Source organism: Streptomyces sp. SCSIO 75703 (assembly GCF_036607905.1).
Taxonomy (GTDB): Bacteria; Actinomycetota; Actinomycetes; order Streptomycetales; family Streptomycetaceae; genus Streptomyces.
Genome location: NZ_CP144555.1, coordinates 781,437 through 799,403 on the forward strand (window position 1 = coordinate 781,437; position 17,967 = coordinate 799,403).

Here is a 17,967-nt window from a genome sequence, read left to right on the forward strand (position 1 = left end):
GTGGGGTCCGTGTACGACCCATCGCACCTGCGGACCTTCCTCACCGTGGCCGGGACGCTCAGCTTCACGCGGGCCGCCCGGCGGCTCGGGCTGCGCCAGTCCACGGTGAGCCAGCACGTGCGGCGGCTGGAGGACGCCACGGGGCGGCAGTTGTTCACCCGGGACACCCACTCCGTGGAACTGACCGAGGACGGCGAGGCGATGCTCGGCTTCGCGCGCCGCATCCTGGAGGTGCACGAGCAGGCGACGGCCTTCTTCGGTGGCACGCGGCTGCGCGGCCGGCTGCGGTTCGGGGCGTCGGAGGACTTCGTGCTGACCCGGCTCCCGGAGATCCTGGAAGGCTTCCGGCACGAGCACCCCGAGGTCGACCTGGAGCTGAGCGTCGAACTGTCCGGCACCCTCCACGAAGAGCTGGCCGCCGGGAAGCTGGACCTCGTGCTGGCCAAACGGCGGCCCGAGGACCCGCGCGGCGAGCCCGTCTGGCACGACCGGCTGGTGTGGATCGGCGCGGAACGGCTCCGCCTCGACCCCGACCGCCCCGTGCCGCTCATCGTCTACCCGCCGCCCGGCATCACCCGCGCCCGCGCCCTCGACGTCCTCCAGCGGCACGGCCGGCCCTGGCGCGTGGTGTGCACCAGCCGCAGCCTCAACGGCCTCGTCGCGGCGGCCCGTGCCGGGCTCGGGGTGATGGCGCACACCCGGGGACTGGTGCCGCCGGGCCTGGTCCGGGTGCCGGACCGGGCGGGTCTGCCGGACCTCGGACGGGTCGACTTCGTCCTGGTCCACGGCCGGCGCCGCCCCTCCGCGCAGCAGGCGGCGGACGCCCTGGCGGCGGCGATCCTGGCCGGCGGCGACCGCCTGCACCGCCCCCAGCGCCCGGGACCCTTGTAGCCGTCCGGCCCGACCGGCGCACACCGTCGCGCACCGGCGCCCGCGGCCAGGCCGGGCCGCCGCCATCCGGCGCGGCCCCGCGGTCCCCGCCATCCGGCGCGGCCCCGCGGTCCCCGCCATGCCCGCGGTCCGGCACGACCCCGCACCCGCCCCGCACCCGCCCCGCACCGCCACGGCCCGGCCCGCGCGCCCCACGACCCCGTCCCGCCCACACGAGTTCCTACCGCCGGTAAGCAGGTCGTAGGGATTCGGTGGAGAAAACGGCACCGAAAAACGCCCGATCCCCGCGAAAGTGTCCGCTCCCTCCGCATGTGGCCGCTTTTCCCCTCCGCGTCCCGACCGCCCCCGTGCGGCGCGGGGCGCCGCGACCCCTCCCACCCCCGGAACGGGTGGGGTAGCTTTCACGGCGCCGTGCGGGGTGCCACCAGGAACGGGGAGCGGGGTTTGCGCGAGTTCACCAACCCTCCGTCGGCGTCGGCCCCGCCCGTGGGCGGTCTGGCCGACGTGGTCTTCCGCCATGCCGAGGAGGATCCCGGCCGGATCGCCCTCGGCCGCAAGGACGCCTCGGGTCACTGGCGGGACGTCACCGCGGCGGCCTTCCGTGACGAGGTGCTGGCCCTGGCCAAGGGCCTGCTCGCCCAGGGCGTCCGCTTCGGCGACCGGGTCGCCGTCATGTCCCGTACCCGCTACGAGTGGACCCTCTTCGACTTCGCCCTGTGGACCGTCGGCGCCCAAGTCGTGCCCGTCTACCCGACCTCCTCGGCCGAGCAGTGCCGCTGGATGCTGCACGACGCCGAGGTGACCGCCGCGGTCGTCGAGCACGAGGACCACGCGATGACGATCGCCACCGTCATCGACACCCTGCCGCGCCTGCGCGGACTGTGGCAGCTCGACACGGGCGCGGTGCAACGGCTCTACGACGCCGGCGCGCACCTCGACGACGAGGTCGTGCACCGGCACCGCCGGGCCGTCACCCCGGACTCGGTGGCCACCGTCATCTACACCTCGGGGACGACGGGCCGGCCCAAGGGCTGTGTGCTCACGCACGGCAACTTCATGGTGGAGGCCGACACGGTGATCGCCGGCTGGGAGCCGGTGTTCCACTCCCGCCGGGGCGACGAGGCGGCGACCCTGCTGTTCCTGCCACTGGCCCACGTCTTCGGGCGGATGGTGGAGGTCGCGGCGATCCGCGGCCGGGTCCGCTTCGGCCACCAGCCGCGGCTCGACGCCTCGGCGCTGCTGCCGGACCTGGCCGCCTTCCGGCCGACGTTCGTCCTGGCGGTGCCGTACATCTTCGAGAAGGTGTTCCACGCGGCCCGCCGCGAGGCGGAGAGGGAGGGCAAGGCCGGCCCGTTCGAGAAGGCCGTCGACGTGGCGGTGCGCTACGCGGAGGCGCTGGAGGCCCGCGCGTGGGGCACCGGCCCCGGCCCGTCGGCGGCGCTGCGCGTGCAGCACCAGTTCTTCGACCGGCTCGTCTACGCCAAGGTGCGGGCGGCGCTGGGCGGACACCTCCGCAACGCCATGTCGGGCGGCTCGGCGATGGACCGCCGGCTCGGTCTCTTCTTCGCCGGCGCGGGCGTGCAGGTCTACGAGGGGTACGGGCTGACGGAGTCCACGGCGGCGGCCACCGCCAACCCGCCCGGCCGGACCCGCTACGGCACCGTCGGCGTACCCGTCCCCGGCGTCACCGTGCGCATCGCGGACGACGGCGAGATCCTGCTGCGCGGTCCGACCGTCTTCCGGGGCTACCTCAACGACCCCGAGGCGACCGGCGCGGCGCTGCGCGACGGCTGGCTCGCCACCGGCGACCTCGGCGCCTTGGACGAGGACGGCCACCTGACCATCACCGGCCGCAAGAAGGAGATCCTGGTCACCTCGGGCGGCAAGAGCCTGTCCCCCGGGCCGTTGGAGGAACGCGTCCGCGACCATCCGCTGGTGCACCAGTGCATCGTCGTCGGCAACGACCGGCCCTACGTCGCCGCGCTGGTCACCCTCGACCAGGAGGCTGTCGAGCACTGGCTGACGATGCGCAACAAGCCGCGCCTGCCCGCGGCCCGCCTGGTGCGCGACGCCGATCTGGAGGCGGAGGTGCGGCGCGCGGTCCTGGCCGCCAACACCCTGGTCTCCCAGGCCGAGTCGATCCGCACCTTCCGCATCCTGGCCCAGCCGTTCACCGAGGAGCAGGGGTTGCTCACGCCGTCGCTGAAGCTGAAGCGCAAGGCCATCGAGCAGGCGTACGCCGACGAGATCGGGGCGCTGTACCGGGCCTGATCCCCGGGCCGGGCAGGAGTTTTCCCGGTCAGGAATGCGCGGGGGCACCTGATCGTTGACCATGGGAGTACGACCGTCCACGACCCTAAGGATCAGAAGCCCGTGAGCAGCAAGGTCCCCCCGATCACCCTGAACAACGGCGTCGAGATGCCCCAGCTCGGCTTCGGCGTGTGGCAGGTGCCGGACGACGAGGCCGAGCGGGCCGTCGCCACGGCGCTTCAGGCCGGGTACCGCAGCATCGACACCGCGGCGGTCTACGGCAACGAGGAGGGCACCGGCCGGGCCGTGGCCGCCTCGGGCATCGCCCGCGAGGACCTCTTCGTCACCACCAAGCTGTGGAACAGCGACCAGGGGTACGACTCCACCCTGCGCGCCTTCGACAGCTCGCTGGAGAAGCTGGGCCTCGACTACGTGGACCTGTACCTGATCCACTGGCCGGTGCCGGCGCTCGGCCGTTACGTCGACACGTACAAGGCGTTCGAGAAGCTGCACGCCGACGGCCGGGTGCGTGCCATCGGCGTGTCGAACTTCCTGCCGGAGCACCTGGAGCGGCTGACCGGCGAGACGTCCGTCGTCCCCGCCGTCAACCAGATCGAGCTGCACCCGCAGCTCCAGCAGGGTGCCGCCCGCGCCTTCCACGAGGAGCGGGGCATCGCCACCGAGGCGTGGTCGCCGCTCGGCTCGGGCAAGGGACTGCTGGAGGTCCCGGCGATCGTCGCCATCGCCCGCAAGCACGGCCGCACCCCGGCCCAGGTGGTGCTGCGCTGGCACCTCCAGGTCGGCAACGTCGTGATTCCCAAGTCCGTGACGCCGTCCCGGATCGCGGAGAACATCGCGGTGTTCGACTTCGCACTGGACGCCGAGGACCTGGCGGCCGTCAGCGCCCTCGACGAGGGCCGGCGCCTGGGCCCGGACCCGGCCGAGTTCAACGTCGGCGCCTGAGCGCACGCGCACGACGCGCCGGGCCCGGTCCACGGGGCCGGGCTCGGCGTGTCGGACGACACGCCGGGTGATCACGGGACGTACGGCCCCGGGGCGCCCCGGGCGTGTCGCCCCGACCCGGCGCCGGAAGCACCGGGGCGCGGATCAGCCGGCAGGTCGAGCCGCCGCGTACACCGTGTGCGCCACCAGGACGAACGCGTCCGGCCGCCGGTGCAGGCTCGCCTCGTCCTCCGGATCGAGGAGCCGGTCCAGCGTCTCCCGGTCGACCGCGTCGAGCACGCCGGCGAGCCCGTCCCGCAGCCGGGACAGCGAGGCGACGGCGTAGGCGCGGGCCCCCTCGTCCAGGGGCGCGGGCAGGTCGAGCAGGAAGCTGCGGGTGCCGGTGTGCCGCAGTCCGGCCGCCGTCAGCATCGCCGGCCAGTCCTCCGCCTCCGCGACGGAACCGGCCAGGTCGGCCCGCATCCCGGCGAACGTGTCCTCCTCGGCGGCGCGCAGCCGGGCCTCCAGCCCGGGGCGGCCGATGCCGATGTCGCGGGGCAGGAACCGGGCGGGCAGCCCGCCCTCCAGAACGGCCAGCGTGCCGCCGGGCGCCAGGTGCCCGGCGAGGGAGGCGAGGGCCGCGCGCTGGTCCCCCAGGTGGTGCACGCTCTGGCCGGCCCACATCAGGTCGGCCGGGCGGCCGAGTTCGCCGAGCACCTCCGGCAGGTCCCCGGCGAGGGTGTCGAGGCGGCCCGCGACGCCGAGCCGGGCGGCGCGGTCGCGGGCCCGCTCCAGCAGCGGTGCGGCACCGTCGACGGCCACGACCCGGGCCCCGGGGAAGGCGTCCGCGAACTGGCAGGCGACGACTCCCGGTCCGCTGCCGACGTCCACCACCAGCCCCGGTGCGGGCACCTGCCCGGCGAGCCAGGCCATGGCCTGCCCGTAGAGCGGTGCGAACAGTTCGGCCTGCGCCTCCAGCAGGGGGGACATCCCGGCCCAGTCCATGTCCCCGTGGTCGTGGTGGCCGGGCCCGTGGTGGTGTCCGTGCGGGTGCGGGTGGTCGTCGGGGGCGCGGTGCCCCGGGTGCTCGTGCGCCATGCCGGTCAGCCTTCCGTTCGCGGAGGTGCCAGCGTGCGACGGCACACCGTCGGGCGGCCACTTCTGTTGCCGTAACCGCAAAACGGCCCCGCGTCCGCGCGGCCTCCCGCGGTACCCGGCGCCGGGTGCCGCGGGAGGCCGGGGCCCGGACCGGTCGGGTCCGGGCCCCGGCGGGGTCGCCTATCCGGGGCGTCCGCTCACGAGAGCGGCGGGTAGGCGTTGCGCATCAGCTCCTGGAACTGGGCGGAGAACCAGTGCCCGGAGACAGGGGCGTCGGGCAGCGCGCCCGAGGGGCTGTTGCCGTTGCGGGCGTTGCCGCCGTACGTCGGGTCGCACATGCGGTCGAAGCCCTTGCCCTCGTCGTTGGGCAGCTCCTGGCTCGCCCCGTCGGACTCGCCCGGGGGCTTCATCCACACGTAGGCGTCGATACCGGGGGCCGGGGCGGCCTGCGGGCGTTCGCCGAGGCCGGCGCCGGACTGGTTGCACCAGTTGCCCGGGTGGATGCGGCGGTCGAAGCGCCCGCCGTCGACGTAGGCGTCCACGCTGGTCGTCGGACCCGGTCCGGCGGGCCGGGCCGAGCCGCCCCAGCCGTTGCGGGAGGTGTCGATCAGCATGCCGATGCGCGAGTCGAAGCCCTTGGAGACCAGCTCGTTGCGGAATGCCTGGGCGAAGGACAGCTCGTCCACGTACTGGTTCCAGTCCACCCACTTCGACTGGCGCACGGACGTGCCGTTGACCTGGTCGCCGAGGGCGAAGTTCTGCTCCTTCAGGGCGCTGTAGTTGGCGGTGTTGGTGATGAAGCCGTGCACGTCGGCGACGGTGGCGCCCTCGGCGCCGGCGGCCTGCCGGATGACGTCGGCGCTGGCGCCGAAGTTGTCGTCCCAGCCGATCCAGCCGTGGTGCCCGGCGTCGATGTAGTTGTAGACGTTGGCGACGTCGCCGAGCTTGTTCAGGGCGTAGCCGACGCCCTTCACGTAGTTGCCGTTGGCGAGCATGGTGTCGCACTGCGGGGTCGCCGTCGCGCGGCTGCCGGTGTTGGTGACGAGGTTGGGCAGGGAGTCGATCTCGACGGTGGTGACGATCCGCAGCGCGGAGTACTTCGGGTCGGCGAGGATCTCGGCGATCGGGTCGATGTACTCGGTCTTGTAGCGGCCGAGGTCGTTCGGGCCCAGTTCGCCGTTGGAGGCGAGGGCGGAGCAGTCGCGGCCGGGCAGGTTGTAGATGACGAGCTGGACGACCAGTTCGCCGGTGCCCTTCTGCTGGAGCGCGGCGTCCAGGTGGTCGCGCAGGCCCATGCCGCCGTTGACGCCGGCGATGGCGGCGGTCCGGTCCAGCCAGACACCGGTGGGCTGGTTGGCGATGCGGCTCCCGCCGGGCTCGGCCGCCGCCAGGGCGGACCACTCCGGGTTCACGTACACCTTGGCTCCGGCGTACGGGTTGTCGACGCGGTCGCCCGGTCCGCCGGGGTCGGTCGGGTCCGTGGGGTCGGTCGGATCGGTGGGGTCGGTGGGGCCGCCGTCGACGTTGCAGGTCACCCCGTCGAGGGTGAACGCGGCCGGGACGGCGTTGCTCCCGCTGTAGCCGGCCTGGAAGCCGAAGCTCACCGAACCGCCGCTGGGCAGCGCCCCGTTGTAGGACTCGTTGGCCGCGGTGACCTCGGCACCGCTCTGGCTGACCTTCGCGCTCCAGCCGCTGGTGACCTTCTGGTTTCCGGCGTACGTCCACTTCACGGACCAGGCGGACTTGGCGGCGCCGTTGTTGGTGACGGTCACGTTGGCGGTGAAGCCGTTGCCCCAGTCGTTCTGCACCTGGTAGTCGACGGTACAGGGGGCGGCGGCCGCGCCGACGGCCGCCGGGTGGGCGGCGAACGCCGTGCCGGAGGCGCCGGCGACCAGCGCCAGGGCGGCGAGCATCGCGGTTCTCGAACGGGTCATGACTGCGGGTTCCTTCTTCCTTCGGGGGTGATCCGGTGATCCGGTGCGTTCCTCGGAAGTGCGGTCTCGGAAGTGCGGTCTCGGAATTGCTGTCTCGGTGGTGCCGTCTCGGTGGTGCTGTCCCGGTGGTGCTTGGTGTCGCGGGTCGTGCCTCGGTGGTCCGGGGGTGCGTCCAGCGGCGCCTTCGTGGTTGCTGGCGGTCCGGGGTGCGCCCCGGCCGTGCCCTGGTCCCTTGGCGGCGCGTCGGTGCGTCGGTGCGCCGGGTGCGCCGGGTGCGCCGTCGCAGTGCCTGGCCGTGCCGTGGTGGGGCCGGTGGTACCTCGGGCGTGTCCGTCCGTGCCCCGGCCGGTCCCGTGCGTGCCTTCGGGGCTTGTCCGCCGCGGGCCGCGTCCACGGCGGACGGAGGCGCGGCGCACCGGCGTCCCGTGCCTCCGGCCGGGGCCTGGCCGCGGGGACGGCCGGCCCCGGCCGCGGACGGCTCGGTACGCCGTCCGGCGGGCGGGAAACACAGGTGGAGCGGTGCCGTCAGGACCGCGTGAGCGGCCGGAAGCCCAGGTCGCGGGCGGCGCGGCACGGGTGGCGCTACGAGCGGGGCAACGGGTGGCGCATGAGCGACTCCTCGCAGTCCGGGCATGCCGTCAGGCACACGTCAACTGTGGAAGCGCTCCCACTGGTTCAGCGAAGGTAGCGTCAAGTGACGGAGAAGAACAGAGGAGTAACCGACTTTCTCCTCCGCGCCCCCGTCGAATCTTTTCGACTCTTCAAGCACCTTGACCGCCCCGGCCCCCCTCCCCAATATGGGAGCGCTCCCACTGGTTCAAGGCTTGTTGCTCCTCCCCCACTCCCTCCCCGAGCGCAAGGAGGAACCAGCACCATGCACCCTCCCAGCAGGCCCGGACGCCGCGGCGCGCGGCTACTGTGGACGGCCGCCCTGGCGGCCCTGGCCCTTCCCCTGACCATGGTGGGCACGGGCACGACACCCGCCCGTGCCGCGGCACTCCAGTGCAGCGTGGACTACCACACCAACGACTGGGGCTCGGGTTTCACGGCGGACCTCACCCTGACCAACCGGGGCACCGACGCCATCGACGGCTGGACCCTCACCTACGCGTACACCGGCGACCAGACGCTGACCAGCGGCTGGAACGGCACCTGGTCCCAGTCCGGCCGGAACGTCACCGTGCGCAACGCGCCGTACAACGCGCGGATCGCGGCGGGCGAAGCCGTCACCGCCGGCGGCCAGTTCACCTACAGCGGCGTCAACACCGCCCCGGCCTCCTTCGCGGTCAACGGCACCCCGTGCACCGGCGCGCACCAGCCGCCGATCACCGTGCTGACCAGCCCGGAGCCGGGCGCCGTCTACTCCCGGGGCGAGGCGGTGCCGCTCGCCGCCACGGCGGCCGCCGCCGACAACGCCTCCATCACGAAGGTGGAGTTCTACGACGACACCACCCTGCTGGGCACCGACACCAGCGCCCCCTTCACCCACACCGCCACCGGACTCGGGGTGGGCAGCCACTCGCTGGTGGCGAAGGCGTACGACAGCCTGGGGGCCTCCGCCACCTCCACCCCGGTCGGCATCACCGTCGCACCGGGCCCCGTCGTGGTCGCCTCGCCGGCCCAGCTCGGCGTCCGCCAGGGCACGTCGGGTACCTACGAGGTCCGGCTCTCGACCCGGCCGACGGCGAACGTGACGGTGACGACGGCCCGCGCGAGCGGCAACCCGGGCCTGTCGGTGTCCGGCGGCGCGAGCCTCACCTTCACCCCGGCGAACTGGTCCACCGCCCAGAAGGTGACCGTCACCGCCGCCACCTCGGGCACCGGCTCGGCGGTCTTCGAGTCCACCGCCCCGGGCCACGGCGAGGCCGCGGTCACCGTGACCCAGCTCGCCGCCTCGAAGAGCTACGACGCCCGCTTCCTGGAGCTGTACGGGAAGATCACCGACCCGGCGAACGGCTACTTCTCGCCCGAGGGCGTGCCGTACCACTCGGTGGAGACACTGATCGTCGAGGCGCCCGACCACGGCCACGAGACCACGTCGGAGGCGTACAGCTACCTGCTGTGGCTCCAGGCCATGTACGGCAAGGTCAGCGGTGACTGGTCCGCGTTCAACAACGCCTGGTCGATCATGGAGAAGTACATGATCCCGACCCACGCGGACCAGCCGGGCAACTCCTTCTACGACGCCTCCAAGCCGGCCACCTACGCCCCCGAGCTGGACACGCCGAACGAGTACCCGGCCGCGCTCGACGGCACGGTGTCCGTGGGCCGGGACCCGATCGCGGCCGAGCTGAAGTCGGCGTACGGCACGGACGACGTGTACGGCATGCACTGGCTCCAGGACGTCGACAACGTCTACGGCTACGGCAACTCGCCGGGCAAGTGCGAGGCCGGGCCCTCGGACACGGGCCCGTCGTACATCAACACCTTCCAGCGCGGCGCGCAGGAGTCCGTGTGGGAGACGGTGCCGCAGCCGACCTGCGACGCCTTCGTGTACGGCGGCAGGAACGGCTACCTGGACCTGTTCACCGGCGACTCCTCGTACGCCAGGCAGTGGAAGTTCACCAACGCCCCGGACGCCGACGCGCGGGCCGTGCAGGCCGCGTACTGGGCGGACATCTGGGCCAAGGAACAGGGCAAGGGCGCCGAGGTCTCCGGGACCGTCGCCAAGGCCGCCAAGATGGGTGACTACCTGCGCTACGCCATGTACGACAAGTACTTCAAGAAGGCCGGCGACTGCGTGGGGCCGGCGAGCTGCCCGGCGGGCTCCGGCAAGGACTCCTCGCACTACCTGCTCTCCTGGTACTACGCCTGGGGCGGAGCCACCGACCCCTCGGCGGGCTGGGCCTGGCGCATCGGCTCCAGCCACGCGCACGGCGGCTACCAGAACCCGCTGGCCGCCTACGCGCTGAGCACCCACGCCGACCTGAAACCCAAGTCGGCGACGGGCGCGGCGGACTGGGCGAAGTCGCTGGAGCGGCAGGTGGAGTTCTACCGCTGGCTGCAGTCCGCGGAGGGCGCCATCGCGGGCGGCGCGACCAACAGCTGGGCGGGCCGGTACGCGACGCCGCCGGCCGGCACGCCGACCTTCCACGGCATGTACTACGACGAGAAGCCCGTCTACCACGACCCGCCGTCCAACCAGTGGTTCGGCTTCCAGGCGTGGTCGATGGAGCGGGTCGCCGAGTACTACCGGCAGAGCGGCGACGCGAAGGCGAAGGCGGTCCTGGACAAGTGGGTCTCGTGGGCGCTGTCGGAGACCACCGTCAACCCGGACGGCACCTTCCGGTTCCCCTCGACGCTCCAGTGGTCGGGCCGCCCCGACACCTGGAACGCCGCCTCCCCCGGCGCCAACGCCTCCCTGCACGTCACCGTGGCCGACTACACGGACGACGTGGGCGTGGCCGCGGCGTACGCCAAGACCCTGACGTACTACGCCGACCGCTCCGGTGACGCGCGGGCCGCCTCGACGGCCAAGGCGCTGCTGGACGGCATGTGGGAGCACGACCAGGACGCGCTCGGCATCGCCGTCCCGGAGACCCGCGCCGACTACCAGCGCTTCGACGACCCGGTGTACGTGCCGAACGGCTGGAGCGGCACGATGCCCAACGGCGACCGGATCGACGCGTCGTCGACCTTCGCGTCGATCCGCTCCTTCTACCGGGACGACCCGAACTGGTCGAAGATCGAGGGCTACCTCGCGGGCGGTGCCGCGCCCACGTTCACGTACCACCGGTTCTGGGCCCAGGCGGACATCGCCCTCGCCATGGGCTCGTACGCGGAGCTACTCGAATAGCCCCCGCTCTCCGCGTACCGGGCCGGGCGGCCCCTCCCGCAGTGGGGCCGCCCGGTCTTCGCGCGTCCCCCTCCCGGCCCGGAGGAGGCCCCCGCCGTGCGCGTCCCCTCCCCGCGTCCACGCCTCACCCGGGTGCCGACCGCCCGCGTCCGTCCCCTCTGCCACCCGGCCTCGCGCCGGGACCGGCCTCCCGCAGCACTCGCAACAGGCCCGGCGCCTCCGTGGGCAGGGGCAACCGCGGCGGCCGGCCCAGCCGTCGGCGTCTCGTGTCTCGTCGGCGCTCGTCACGTGCCGCGCGGTGAGCAGGGTGTCCAGGTCGCCTGTCACCGAACGATCCTGGACACCCTGCCCGCGTTCCCGGACCCACCATCGGCATGGTGATTCACGCGTCCCGCGGGCCCGCACTGCCGATCCGACACCGGGGAGAAGGGCTCGGGAGCCTACGACTCGCGTCTGAAGACGTACGAGTCGCGGGCGTTCCCCACTCGCGCTCAGAATTCGGCGACAACCCGGAAGAGTGCGGGATGGGCGACGGCGAAGTCAGGGGAAGCGGACAACGGCTGCTGGAAGCGGGGGTCGTTGACTGCCGTGCGCCATGCTTCGGGGCTGTCCCAGTGCGCGATGCCGACCAGTTGGAAGCGCGTGTCCGGGGCCACCGCGCGGTGCAGTCGGTCGTCCCGGAAACCGGGCGCCTTGCTCATCAGCTCGGCCCGGCCGAGCCAGTGCGGCAGGAAGTCATCGATCCGCTCGGCGGGCACCTCGAAGGCGTTCACGAAGGTGATTCCCGGTCCTCCGCCCGAACCGTTCCTCTCCGTGCGGAATGCGGCTGCCACCTGATACCAGCCGCCGTGCACGGTGGCATAGCCGGCCGCGGTGGCCGCCGACGCGGTGAAGGCGGGATGGGCCAGCGCCTCGTCCCGGGCTTCGACGCTGTCCCAGTGCGCCACATTGACCAGACCGAGCCGGGACTCCGGGTGCAGTCCGCGGTGTAGCCGCGCATCCCTGAAACCGGGGGCGGTGTGGATGAGCCCGACGCGCTCGCGCCAGCGTGCGAGGGACTCGTCGATCCGGTCCTCGGGCACTTCCCACGCGTCGATCAGGGTGATTCCGTCGTCAGTCACCGCACCATCGTCAAACCTCAACCACGCTTCACGTCAAGCGGACCCGAGCACGCCGGCCGACTGACGACGCAACTCTTCCAGGGCCCCGTCTGCGTCCGGTGGGGCTGCCTCGCCACCGGCCAACCCGCCACCGGTCCCTGATTGCCGACGACCACTGAACGTCAGCAAACACTCGGCCGCCGCCGACGGGGCCTCATATGTGAGATGGCGACGCGGTGTTCGCCGGTCCGTCGCCGCCTCTGTTCGTCCGTTCGTCTCCCGCTTTGTCCCCCCGGGGACTACGCTGGGTGGCTTCACCGCAGCGTCACCCGGGGGGATTTCCATGCGTGTCCGTGTGCCGGCCGTCATGCGTGTCCGTGTGCCGGCCGTCGTCGCTTCGGCGGTCCTGGCCGGCTGTCTCACCGCCTGCGAGCCCGACGGGGGCGCGGGTCCCGCGGGCTCCCCCGCCGTGTCCCGGCCGGCTGACGACAAACTGGCCACCGAGGCCCCGGCGGCCGTGCCCGACGTGGTCGGCATGGGGCTCCAGTCGGCCCAGGACACCGCCCAGGAGGCCGGATTCCACGTGCTGACCTCGCACGACGCCCTGGGCCGGGACCGGATGCAGGTCCTCGACCGCAACTGGAAGGTGTGCGGCCAGAGCGTGGCCGCCGGGCGGAGCGTGCCGACCGACACCCCGCTCGACTTCGGCGCGGTGAAGCTGGAGGAGTCCTGCCCCGCCAAGGAGCGCCCCTCCCCCGACACGGCGGACGGCAGGATGCCCGACTTCACGGGCGGGTCGGTCAAGGCCGCCCGCGCGGCGCTGGACAGCGCCACCTCGCTCACCGTCGAGGACGTCTCCGGGCAGGGCCGCTGGGTGCTGGTGGAGAGCAACTGGCGGGTGTGCGCGCAGGATCCGGCGGCAGGCACCGAGATCAAGGGCCGTCCCGTCGAACTGCGGGCGGTCAAGTACGGCGAGTCCTGCCCCTGAGCGGCCCCGGGGCCCCGGCGGCGGCACGGACCGCGTCAGGGGGGCGGGGCCGACGGCGTGGGGACCGCCGGGGCCTTCGTGAAGGCCCGCAGGGTGAAGACGGGGTCGCGACGGGGCCGGTCCTGGTCGGGCAGGGCGGCGAGCCGTTCGGCGAAACGGTCGGCGAGCGCGCTGCCCGGCGGCAGCGTGCCGAACCAGCCGCGGCGCAGGTCGGCCACCGTACGGCGGGGGGAGCGGCCCTGGCCGAGGCCGGTGAAGCGGGCCTCGCCCGCCGGCAGCAGCCCGTGGGCGCGGGCGTGCGCCTCGACCTGGACGGCGGTGTCGTAGACGGCGGCCGGCGGACGGGCGGCGAGCACGGCGTCGATGTCGCTGCCCACGTTGTGCGCGGCGCCCTTGTCGACCGTGGTGACCCAGACTCCGCCGGGGCGCAGCACGCGGGCGCACTCGGCCACGATGGCGCGGGTGGCGCGGGCGCTGCCGGCCAGGTGGAGCAGCCAGACGCTGGTGACGGCGTCGAACTCCGCGTCCCGGAACGGCAGCCGGGCCGCGTCGGCGCGGACGACGGCGCCCGGGAGTCGGGCGGCGGCGCGGCCGGCCATGGCGACGGACCGGTCGACGCCGGTCACCCGGGGCGCCCCGGGGCCCGCGGCGAGCCGGCGGGTGACGATGCCGGTGCCGCAGCCGACGTCGAGCAGGGTGCGCGGCCGGGGCAGCAGGCTCAGGACGGCGCGTGCGGCGGCCTCGGCGCGGGGCTCTCCGCCGCGCCAGGCGTCGTAGCCTTCGGCTTCCTGGTCGTAGTCGAGCACATCCGTCAGTGTGCCCCGTGACCGGGTGCCAGGTCCCGTACTCGGCGGGCCAGCTCGATGTCCTTCTCGGTGAGGGCGCCGCCCGCGCTGTGGGTGGAGACGGCCAGGGAGACCGTGTCGTAGCCGAGGGTCAGCTCGGAGTGGTGGTTCAGCTCCTCCTGCACCTGGGCGATGTGCACGGTCATGGCGGTGGCCGCGAAGTGGGAGGCGAGCCGGTAGGAGCGGGTGAGCCGGCCGCCGTCGGCGGACCAGCCCGGCAGCTCGGCGAGGCGTTCCTCCAGGCGCTGCGGCGAGAGCGGTTCGACGGGCATGGGCGGCGCTCCTCGTCTGCGGGGTGGGGGTGACGCGGGGCGGGGCGGCCCCGTGTGCCCACCCTGCCACAGCGGGGCCGCGGGGGCCCCGCGGGCGGGCGGCGTCCGGGTGGGGCCGTCGACTACCGTTCCGGCCATGACCTCACTCGCGTCCGGTGACGCCCGGCCCGCCGCCCCGGGGGTGGGTCCGCTGCTGCGGGCCTGGCGGAAGCGGCGGCGGGTCAGCCAACTGGAGCTGGCGCTGCGGGCCGGTTCCTCCGCCCGGCACATCAGCTTCGTGGAGACCGGCCGGTCGCGGCCCAGCGAGGCGATGGTGCTGCGGCTGGCGGAGCATCTGGAGGTGCCGATGCGCGAGCGCAACGCGCTGCTGCTCGCGGCCGGGTACGCCCCGCGCTTCGCGCGTACCCCGCTGGACGATCCGGCGCTGGACGGGCTGCGCTCGGGCATGGAGCGGCTGCTGCGCGGCTACGAGCCGTACCCGGCGCTGGTGGTGGACGCGGAGTACCGGGTGCTGGCCGTCAACCGGGGCGTGGGGATGCTGCTGGAGGGCGTCGCGGAGCACCTGCTGGCGGCGCCGAACGCGATGCGGCTGGCGCTGCATCCGCGGGGGCTGGCGCCGCGCATCCGCAACCTCCCCGAGTGGCGGGCGCACCTGCTGGCGCAGATGGAGCGGCAGGCCGCGCTGCTGCGCTCGCGCCCGCTGCGGGAGCTGTACGACGAGGTGGCGGCCTACCCGGCGCCGGATCCGGCGCCGTACGGGCCCGGCGAGACCCCTGCGGCCGGGGAACCGGAGGTGCCGGCGGTGCCCTTCGCGCTGCCGCTGCGGATCGCGCACGGCGGGCGCGCCCTGTCCTTCGTGTCGTCCGTCTCCACGTTCAACACGCCGATGGACATGACGGTCGCCGAGCTGGCCATCGAGGCGCTGCTGCCGGCCGATCCGGCCACCGCCGCCCATCTGCGCGCGCTGGAGGACTGATGTCCCGTCCGTCCCGGTTCCGTCGTCCCGTCGCTGTCCTCCCCACGCGGAACATGGCACACTGCCGACGGACTTGGGCACGTTGGGGAGGCGTGGCGTGAGTGAGCGGCGGGCCGCACCCACGGTGGGCCAGGTGGTGCTGGGCAGACGGCTCCAGGAGCTGCGCGAACGGGCCGGCATGCGCCGCGAGGAGGCCGCGAAGGTGCTCCGGGTGGCCGCGGCGACGGTGCGGCGGATGGAGATGGCCGAGGTCGCCCTGAAGATTCCGTACGTGCAGGTGCTGCTGACGGCGTACGGCGTGCCGGAGGACGAGGTCGGGGCCTTCGTGAAGCTGGCCGAGGACGCCAACCGGCCCGGCTGGTGGCAGCGCTACCACGACGTGCTGCCCGAGTGGTTCAGCCTGTACGTGAGCCTGGAGGGCGCCGCCCGGATCATCCGCTCCTACGAACCGCATTTCGTGCCCGGACTGCTCCAGACGGAGGAGTACGCGCGGGCGGTGCTGGAGAGCGGCACCATCGGCAACGTGGGCGAGGAGACCGTCGAGCGGCACGTGGCGCTGCGGATGGAGCGCCAGCGGCTGCTGGAGCGGTCCGACCCGCCCCACCTGTGGGTGGTGATGGACGAGACGGTGCTGCGCCGCCCGGTCAGCATCGACGGCTCCGTGATGCGCGGGCAGCTCGACAAGCTGCTGGAGTTCTCCTCGCGGCACCGGGTGACGCTCCAGGTCGCCGAGTTCGAGGACGGCCCGCACCCGGGGACGTACGCGCCCTTCACGCTCTTCCGGTTCGCCCAGCCGGAACTGCCCGACCTGGTCTTCACCGAGTACCTGTCCGGCGCGCTGTACCTGGACTCCCGCACGGAGGTCTCGGCGCACCTGGAGGTGCTGGACCACATGACGGCACGGGCCGCCTCGGCCCAGCGGACCGAGAAGCTCCTCGGCGAGTACCGCGACCGCTACTGACCGCTCGGCCGCCGCGCCCCCGCCCGGCCGCTCCCGCCCCCTGACCCGTACGGGCCCCGCGGGCGGGTGCGGTTCCGCCCCCGCCCCTAGGTTCGGGGTTCAGGGCGACCGAGGGAGCACTCGTGACGGACACGCGGACACCGCCCGCCGAGCCGGGCGCGGCCCTGCTGCGGGCGGGGCGGTTCTTCCGGTCCGTCACGGCCTCGCCCGACCTGCACAGCATCGGTCTGGCCGGCGGCCGGGAGGCGGACACCTTCTACCGGGACCGCTGGAGCCACGACAAGGTCGTCACCTCCACGCACGGCGTCAACTGCACCGGCTCCTGCCGCTGGCAGGTGTACGTCAAGGACGGGATCATCACGTGGGAGGCGCAGGCCACCGACTACCCGTCGGTCGGCCCGGACCGCCCCGAGTACGAGCCGCGCGGCTGCCCCCGGGGCGCGGCGTTCTCCTGGTACACCTACTCGCCCACCCGGGTGCGCTACCCCTACGTGCGCGGAGTGCTGCTGGAGATGTACCGGGAGGCCCGGGAACGGCTGGCGACCCGGTGCTGGTCCCGACGGCGGCCGTCGGCGACGCGCGGCGGCTGGAGGAGTCGGCGCCGCCGGACACGTGCGGCCTGGACCACGAGGGCGGGCCCGGTATGGGCGACGGTCCGTTCGGCGTGGACTCGGGGCGCCGCCGGCTGCCGCTGGTGCCGGTGGAGAACTTCCACGTGCTGCGCCGCCGGCAGGCCGCCGACGACGAGAGGGAGGTGCCATGACCGGGAGTCTCGACGTGCTCTACCAGGCGGCCGCGCTCTGCCTCACCTATCCCGACGAGGACTTCCGCGCCCGGCTGCCGCTGCTGCGCGAGGCCGCTCCGCAACTGCGGGGGTTCACCGAGCACGCGGCGCGCGCCGCGCCGGAGGAGCTGCGGGCGCACTACGTGGAGGTCTTCGACTTCAGGAACCGGCACAGCCTCTACCTGAGCTGGTGGACCGACGGCGACACCCGGCGGCGCGGCATGTCGCTGGTGCGTTTCAAGGAGCTGTACCGCGCCCACGGCCTGGAGTTCACCGGCGAGGAGCTGCCCGACTTCCTGCCGGCGGTACTGGAGTTCACCGCCCGCACCGGCGAACGCGGCCCGCTCGTCGAGCACCGCGACGCTCTGGAGCGGCTCCGCACCCGGCTCGCCGCCGCCGGAACGCCCTACGCGCGCGTCCTGGACGCCGTGTGCGCGACCCTGCCGCCCGCCTCCCCGGGAGCCGACGCGTGACGATCCTCCTCTATGGTGCTGATCGCGCCGGCGCCGTACACGCGGCTGGTGCACATGGTCGGCGCGCCGGTGCGGTACCTGTTCCGCCCGTACGTCGTCTACCGCTCGCGTGACCCGCGGCAGCTCGGTCCGCGCCCGGACCGGCGGGGCTGGGAGCGGACCGGGTCCTAGCCGGTCCGCTCCCTCCCCCGCCGGCGGGCCGGCGGCGCTCAGGCGAGCTTCGCCGACAGGGTGATGGTGGTGCCGGTCAGGGCGGCGCTGACGGGGCAGTTCTTCTTGGCGTCCTCGGCGGCGGCGACGAACGCGTCGTTGTCGATGCCGGGGACGGTGCCCTCGACGGTGAGGTGGATGCCGGTGATGCCCTCACCGGGCTGGAAGCTCACGTCGGCCGAGGTGACGAGCTTGGTGGGCGGGGTGCCGGCGCCGGCCAGACCGTGCGACAGCGCCATCGAGAAGCAGCTGGAGTGGGCGGCGGCGATCAGCTCCTCCGGGCTGGTCTTCCCGTTCGCCTGCTCGGCGCGCGAGGGCCACGACACCGGCTGCTGGCCGATGCCGGAGGAGTCGAAGGTGACGACGCCGTTGCCCTCCAGCAGGTTGCCTTCCCAGACGGTGTGTGCGGAGCGCGTGGTTGCCACGGCGGATTCCTTTCGCTTTCGG

The 17,967-nt window shown here is 73.6% G+C and carries 14 protein-coding genes and 3 pseudogenes; 11 read left to right on the forward strand and 6 right to left on the reverse strand.

Annotated elements, in window-relative coordinates; all coding sequences use genetic code 11:
- The first annotated feature begins 9 nt into the window (after positions 1-9).
- From VM636_RS03555 to VM636_RS03565, 3 genes are all read left to right on the forward strand, one after another.
- A complete protein-coding gene (locus VM636_RS03555; protein ID WP_053914259.1) occupies positions 10-891 on the forward strand; it encodes a LysR substrate-binding domain-containing protein in 882 nt (293 codons plus the stop codon).
- Positions 892-1,335: 444 nt separating this feature from the next.
- Positions 1,336-3,162, forward strand: coding sequence for an AMP-dependent synthetase/ligase (locus VM636_RS03560; protein WP_030418815.1), 1,827 nt, complete (start codon positions 1,336-1,338; stop codon positions 3,160-3,162).
- A 102-nt stretch (positions 3,163-3,264) separates the two neighbouring features.
- A complete protein-coding gene (locus VM636_RS03565) occupies positions 3,265-4,104 on the forward strand; it encodes an aldo/keto reductase (protein WP_030418814.1) in 840 nt (279 codons plus the stop codon).
- A 144-nt stretch (positions 4,105-4,248) separates the two neighbouring features.
- Here the strand turns inward: VM636_RS03565 and VM636_RS03570 are convergent, their stop codons facing one another.
- Both VM636_RS03570 and VM636_RS03575 read right to left on the reverse strand, forming a co-directional pair.
- On the reverse strand, positions 4,249-5,181 hold the full coding sequence (locus VM636_RS03570) for a class I SAM-dependent methyltransferase (RefSeq protein WP_030418813.1): 933 nt from the start codon (positions 5,179-5,181) through the stop codon (positions 4,249-4,251).
- A 197-nt stretch (positions 5,182-5,378) separates the two neighbouring features.
- A complete protein-coding gene (locus VM636_RS03575) occupies positions 5,379-7,115 on the reverse strand; it encodes a glycoside hydrolase family 6 protein (protein WP_030418812.1) in 1,737 nt (578 codons plus the stop codon).
- 874 nt (positions 7,116-7,989) lie between these two features.
- Between VM636_RS03575 and VM636_RS03580 the strand changes: the two genes are divergently transcribed.
- Complete coding sequence (locus VM636_RS03580) at positions 7,990-10,911, forward strand: glycoside hydrolase family 48 protein (protein ID WP_338483201.1); 2,922 nt, start codon at positions 7,990-7,992, stop codon at positions 10,909-10,911.
- 491 nt (positions 10,912-11,402) lie between these two features.
- Here the strand turns inward: VM636_RS03580 and VM636_RS03585 are convergent, their stop codons facing one another.
- Positions 11,403-12,032, reverse strand: a complete 630-nt coding sequence (locus VM636_RS03585) for an antibiotic biosynthesis monooxygenase (protein ID WP_338483204.1) — start codon at positions 12,030-12,032, stop codon at positions 11,403-11,405.
- 346 nt (positions 12,033-12,378) lie between these two features.
- Here VM636_RS03585 and VM636_RS03590 point away from each other — a divergent pair, with 346 nt between their 5' ends.
- Positions 12,379-12,999 carry a PASTA domain-containing protein gene (locus VM636_RS03590; protein WP_338483206.1) on the forward strand — a complete coding sequence of 207 codons (621 nt, stop codon included), beginning with the start codon at positions 12,379-12,381 and terminating at the stop codon, positions 12,997-12,999.
- A 35-nt stretch (positions 13,000-13,034) separates the two neighbouring features.
- Here the strand turns inward: VM636_RS03590 and VM636_RS03595 are convergent, their stop codons facing one another.
- Together VM636_RS03595 and VM636_RS03600 are read right to left on the reverse strand one after the other, a co-directional pair.
- Positions 13,035-13,805 carry a class I SAM-dependent methyltransferase gene (locus tag VM636_RS03595; protein ID WP_030418808.1) on the reverse strand — a complete coding sequence of 257 codons (771 nt, stop codon included), beginning with the start codon at positions 13,803-13,805 and terminating at the stop codon, positions 13,035-13,037.
- A gap of 5 nt (positions 13,806-13,810) precedes the next feature.
- Positions 13,811-14,116, reverse strand: coding sequence for a 4a-hydroxytetrahydrobiopterin dehydratase (locus tag VM636_RS03600; protein WP_030418807.1), 306 nt, complete (start codon positions 14,114-14,116; stop codon positions 13,811-13,813).
- Positions 14,117-14,252: 136 nt separating this feature from the next.
- Between VM636_RS03600 and VM636_RS03605 the strand changes: the two genes are divergently transcribed.
- From VM636_RS03605 to VM636_RS03630, 6 genes and pseudogenes are all read left to right on the forward strand, one after another.
- Positions 14,253-15,092: a helix-turn-helix transcriptional regulator gene (locus VM636_RS03605; RefSeq protein WP_030418806.1), complete on the forward strand. Its 840-nt coding sequence runs from the start codon at positions 14,253-14,255 to the stop codon at positions 15,090-15,092.
- Between the two features lie 97 nt (positions 15,093-15,189).
- The gene (locus VM636_RS03610; RefSeq protein ID WP_030418805.1) at positions 15,190-16,053 is read left to right on the forward strand and encodes a helix-turn-helix transcriptional regulator; all 864 of its coding nucleotides are present in this window, start codon (positions 15,190-15,192) and stop codon (positions 16,051-16,053) included.
- A 122-nt stretch (positions 16,054-16,175) separates the two neighbouring features.
- Positions 16,176-16,592 (forward strand): annotated as a pseudogene (locus VM636_RS03615) (nitrate reductase subunit alpha); the annotation flags it as partial.
- A gap of 11 nt (positions 16,593-16,603) precedes the next feature.
- Positions 16,604-16,816 (forward strand): annotated as a pseudogene (gene narY / locus VM636_RS03620) (nitrate reductase subunit beta); the annotation flags it as partial.
- On the forward strand, positions 16,813-17,310 hold the full coding sequence (gene narJ / locus VM636_RS03625; RefSeq protein ID WP_030418803.1) for a nitrate reductase molybdenum cofactor assembly chaperone: 498 nt from the start codon (positions 16,813-16,815) through the stop codon (positions 17,308-17,310). The pseudogene narY and the gene narJ, both read left to right, overlap by 4 nt.
- Positions 17,311-17,322: 12 nt before the next feature.
- Positions 17,323-17,481 (forward strand): annotated as a pseudogene (locus VM636_RS03630) (respiratory nitrate reductase subunit gamma); the annotation flags it as partial.
- A gap of 38 nt (positions 17,482-17,519) precedes the next feature.
- On the opposite strand, the gene VM636_RS03635 reads toward VM636_RS03630, so the two are convergent.
- Positions 17,520-17,945, reverse strand: coding sequence for an OsmC family protein (locus VM636_RS03635; RefSeq protein WP_030418802.1), 426 nt, complete (start codon positions 17,943-17,945; stop codon positions 17,520-17,522).
- Positions 17,946-17,967 lie beyond the last annotated feature (22 nt).

Coding starts and splice junctions, on each gene's coding strand:
- VM636_RS03580 (WP_338483201.1), top strand. CDS start 7,990: ATGCACCCTCCCAGCAGGCCCGGACGCCGCGGCGCGCGGCTACTGTGG.
- VM636_RS03600 (WP_030418807.1), bottom strand. CDS start 14,116: ATGCCCGTCGAACCGCTCTCGCCGCAGCGCCTGGAGGAACGCCTCGCC.
- VM636_RS03590 (WP_338483206.1), top strand. CDS start 12,379: ATGCGTGTCCGTGTGCCGGCCGTCGTCGCTTCGGCGGTCCTGGCCGGC.
- VM636_RS03605 (WP_030418806.1), top strand. CDS start 14,253: ATGACCTCACTCGCGTCCGGTGACGCCCGGCCCGCCGCCCCGGGGGTG.
- VM636_RS03575 (WP_030418812.1), bottom strand. CDS start 7,115: ATGACCCGTTCGAGAACCGCGATGCTCGCCGCCCTGGCGCTGGTCGCC.
- VM636_RS03570 (WP_030418813.1), bottom strand. CDS start 5,181: ATGGCGCACGAGCACCCGGGGCACCGCGCCCCCGACGACCACCCGCAC.
- narJ (WP_030418803.1), top strand. CDS start 16,813: ATGACCGGGAGTCTCGACGTGCTCTACCAGGCGGCCGCGCTCTGCCTC.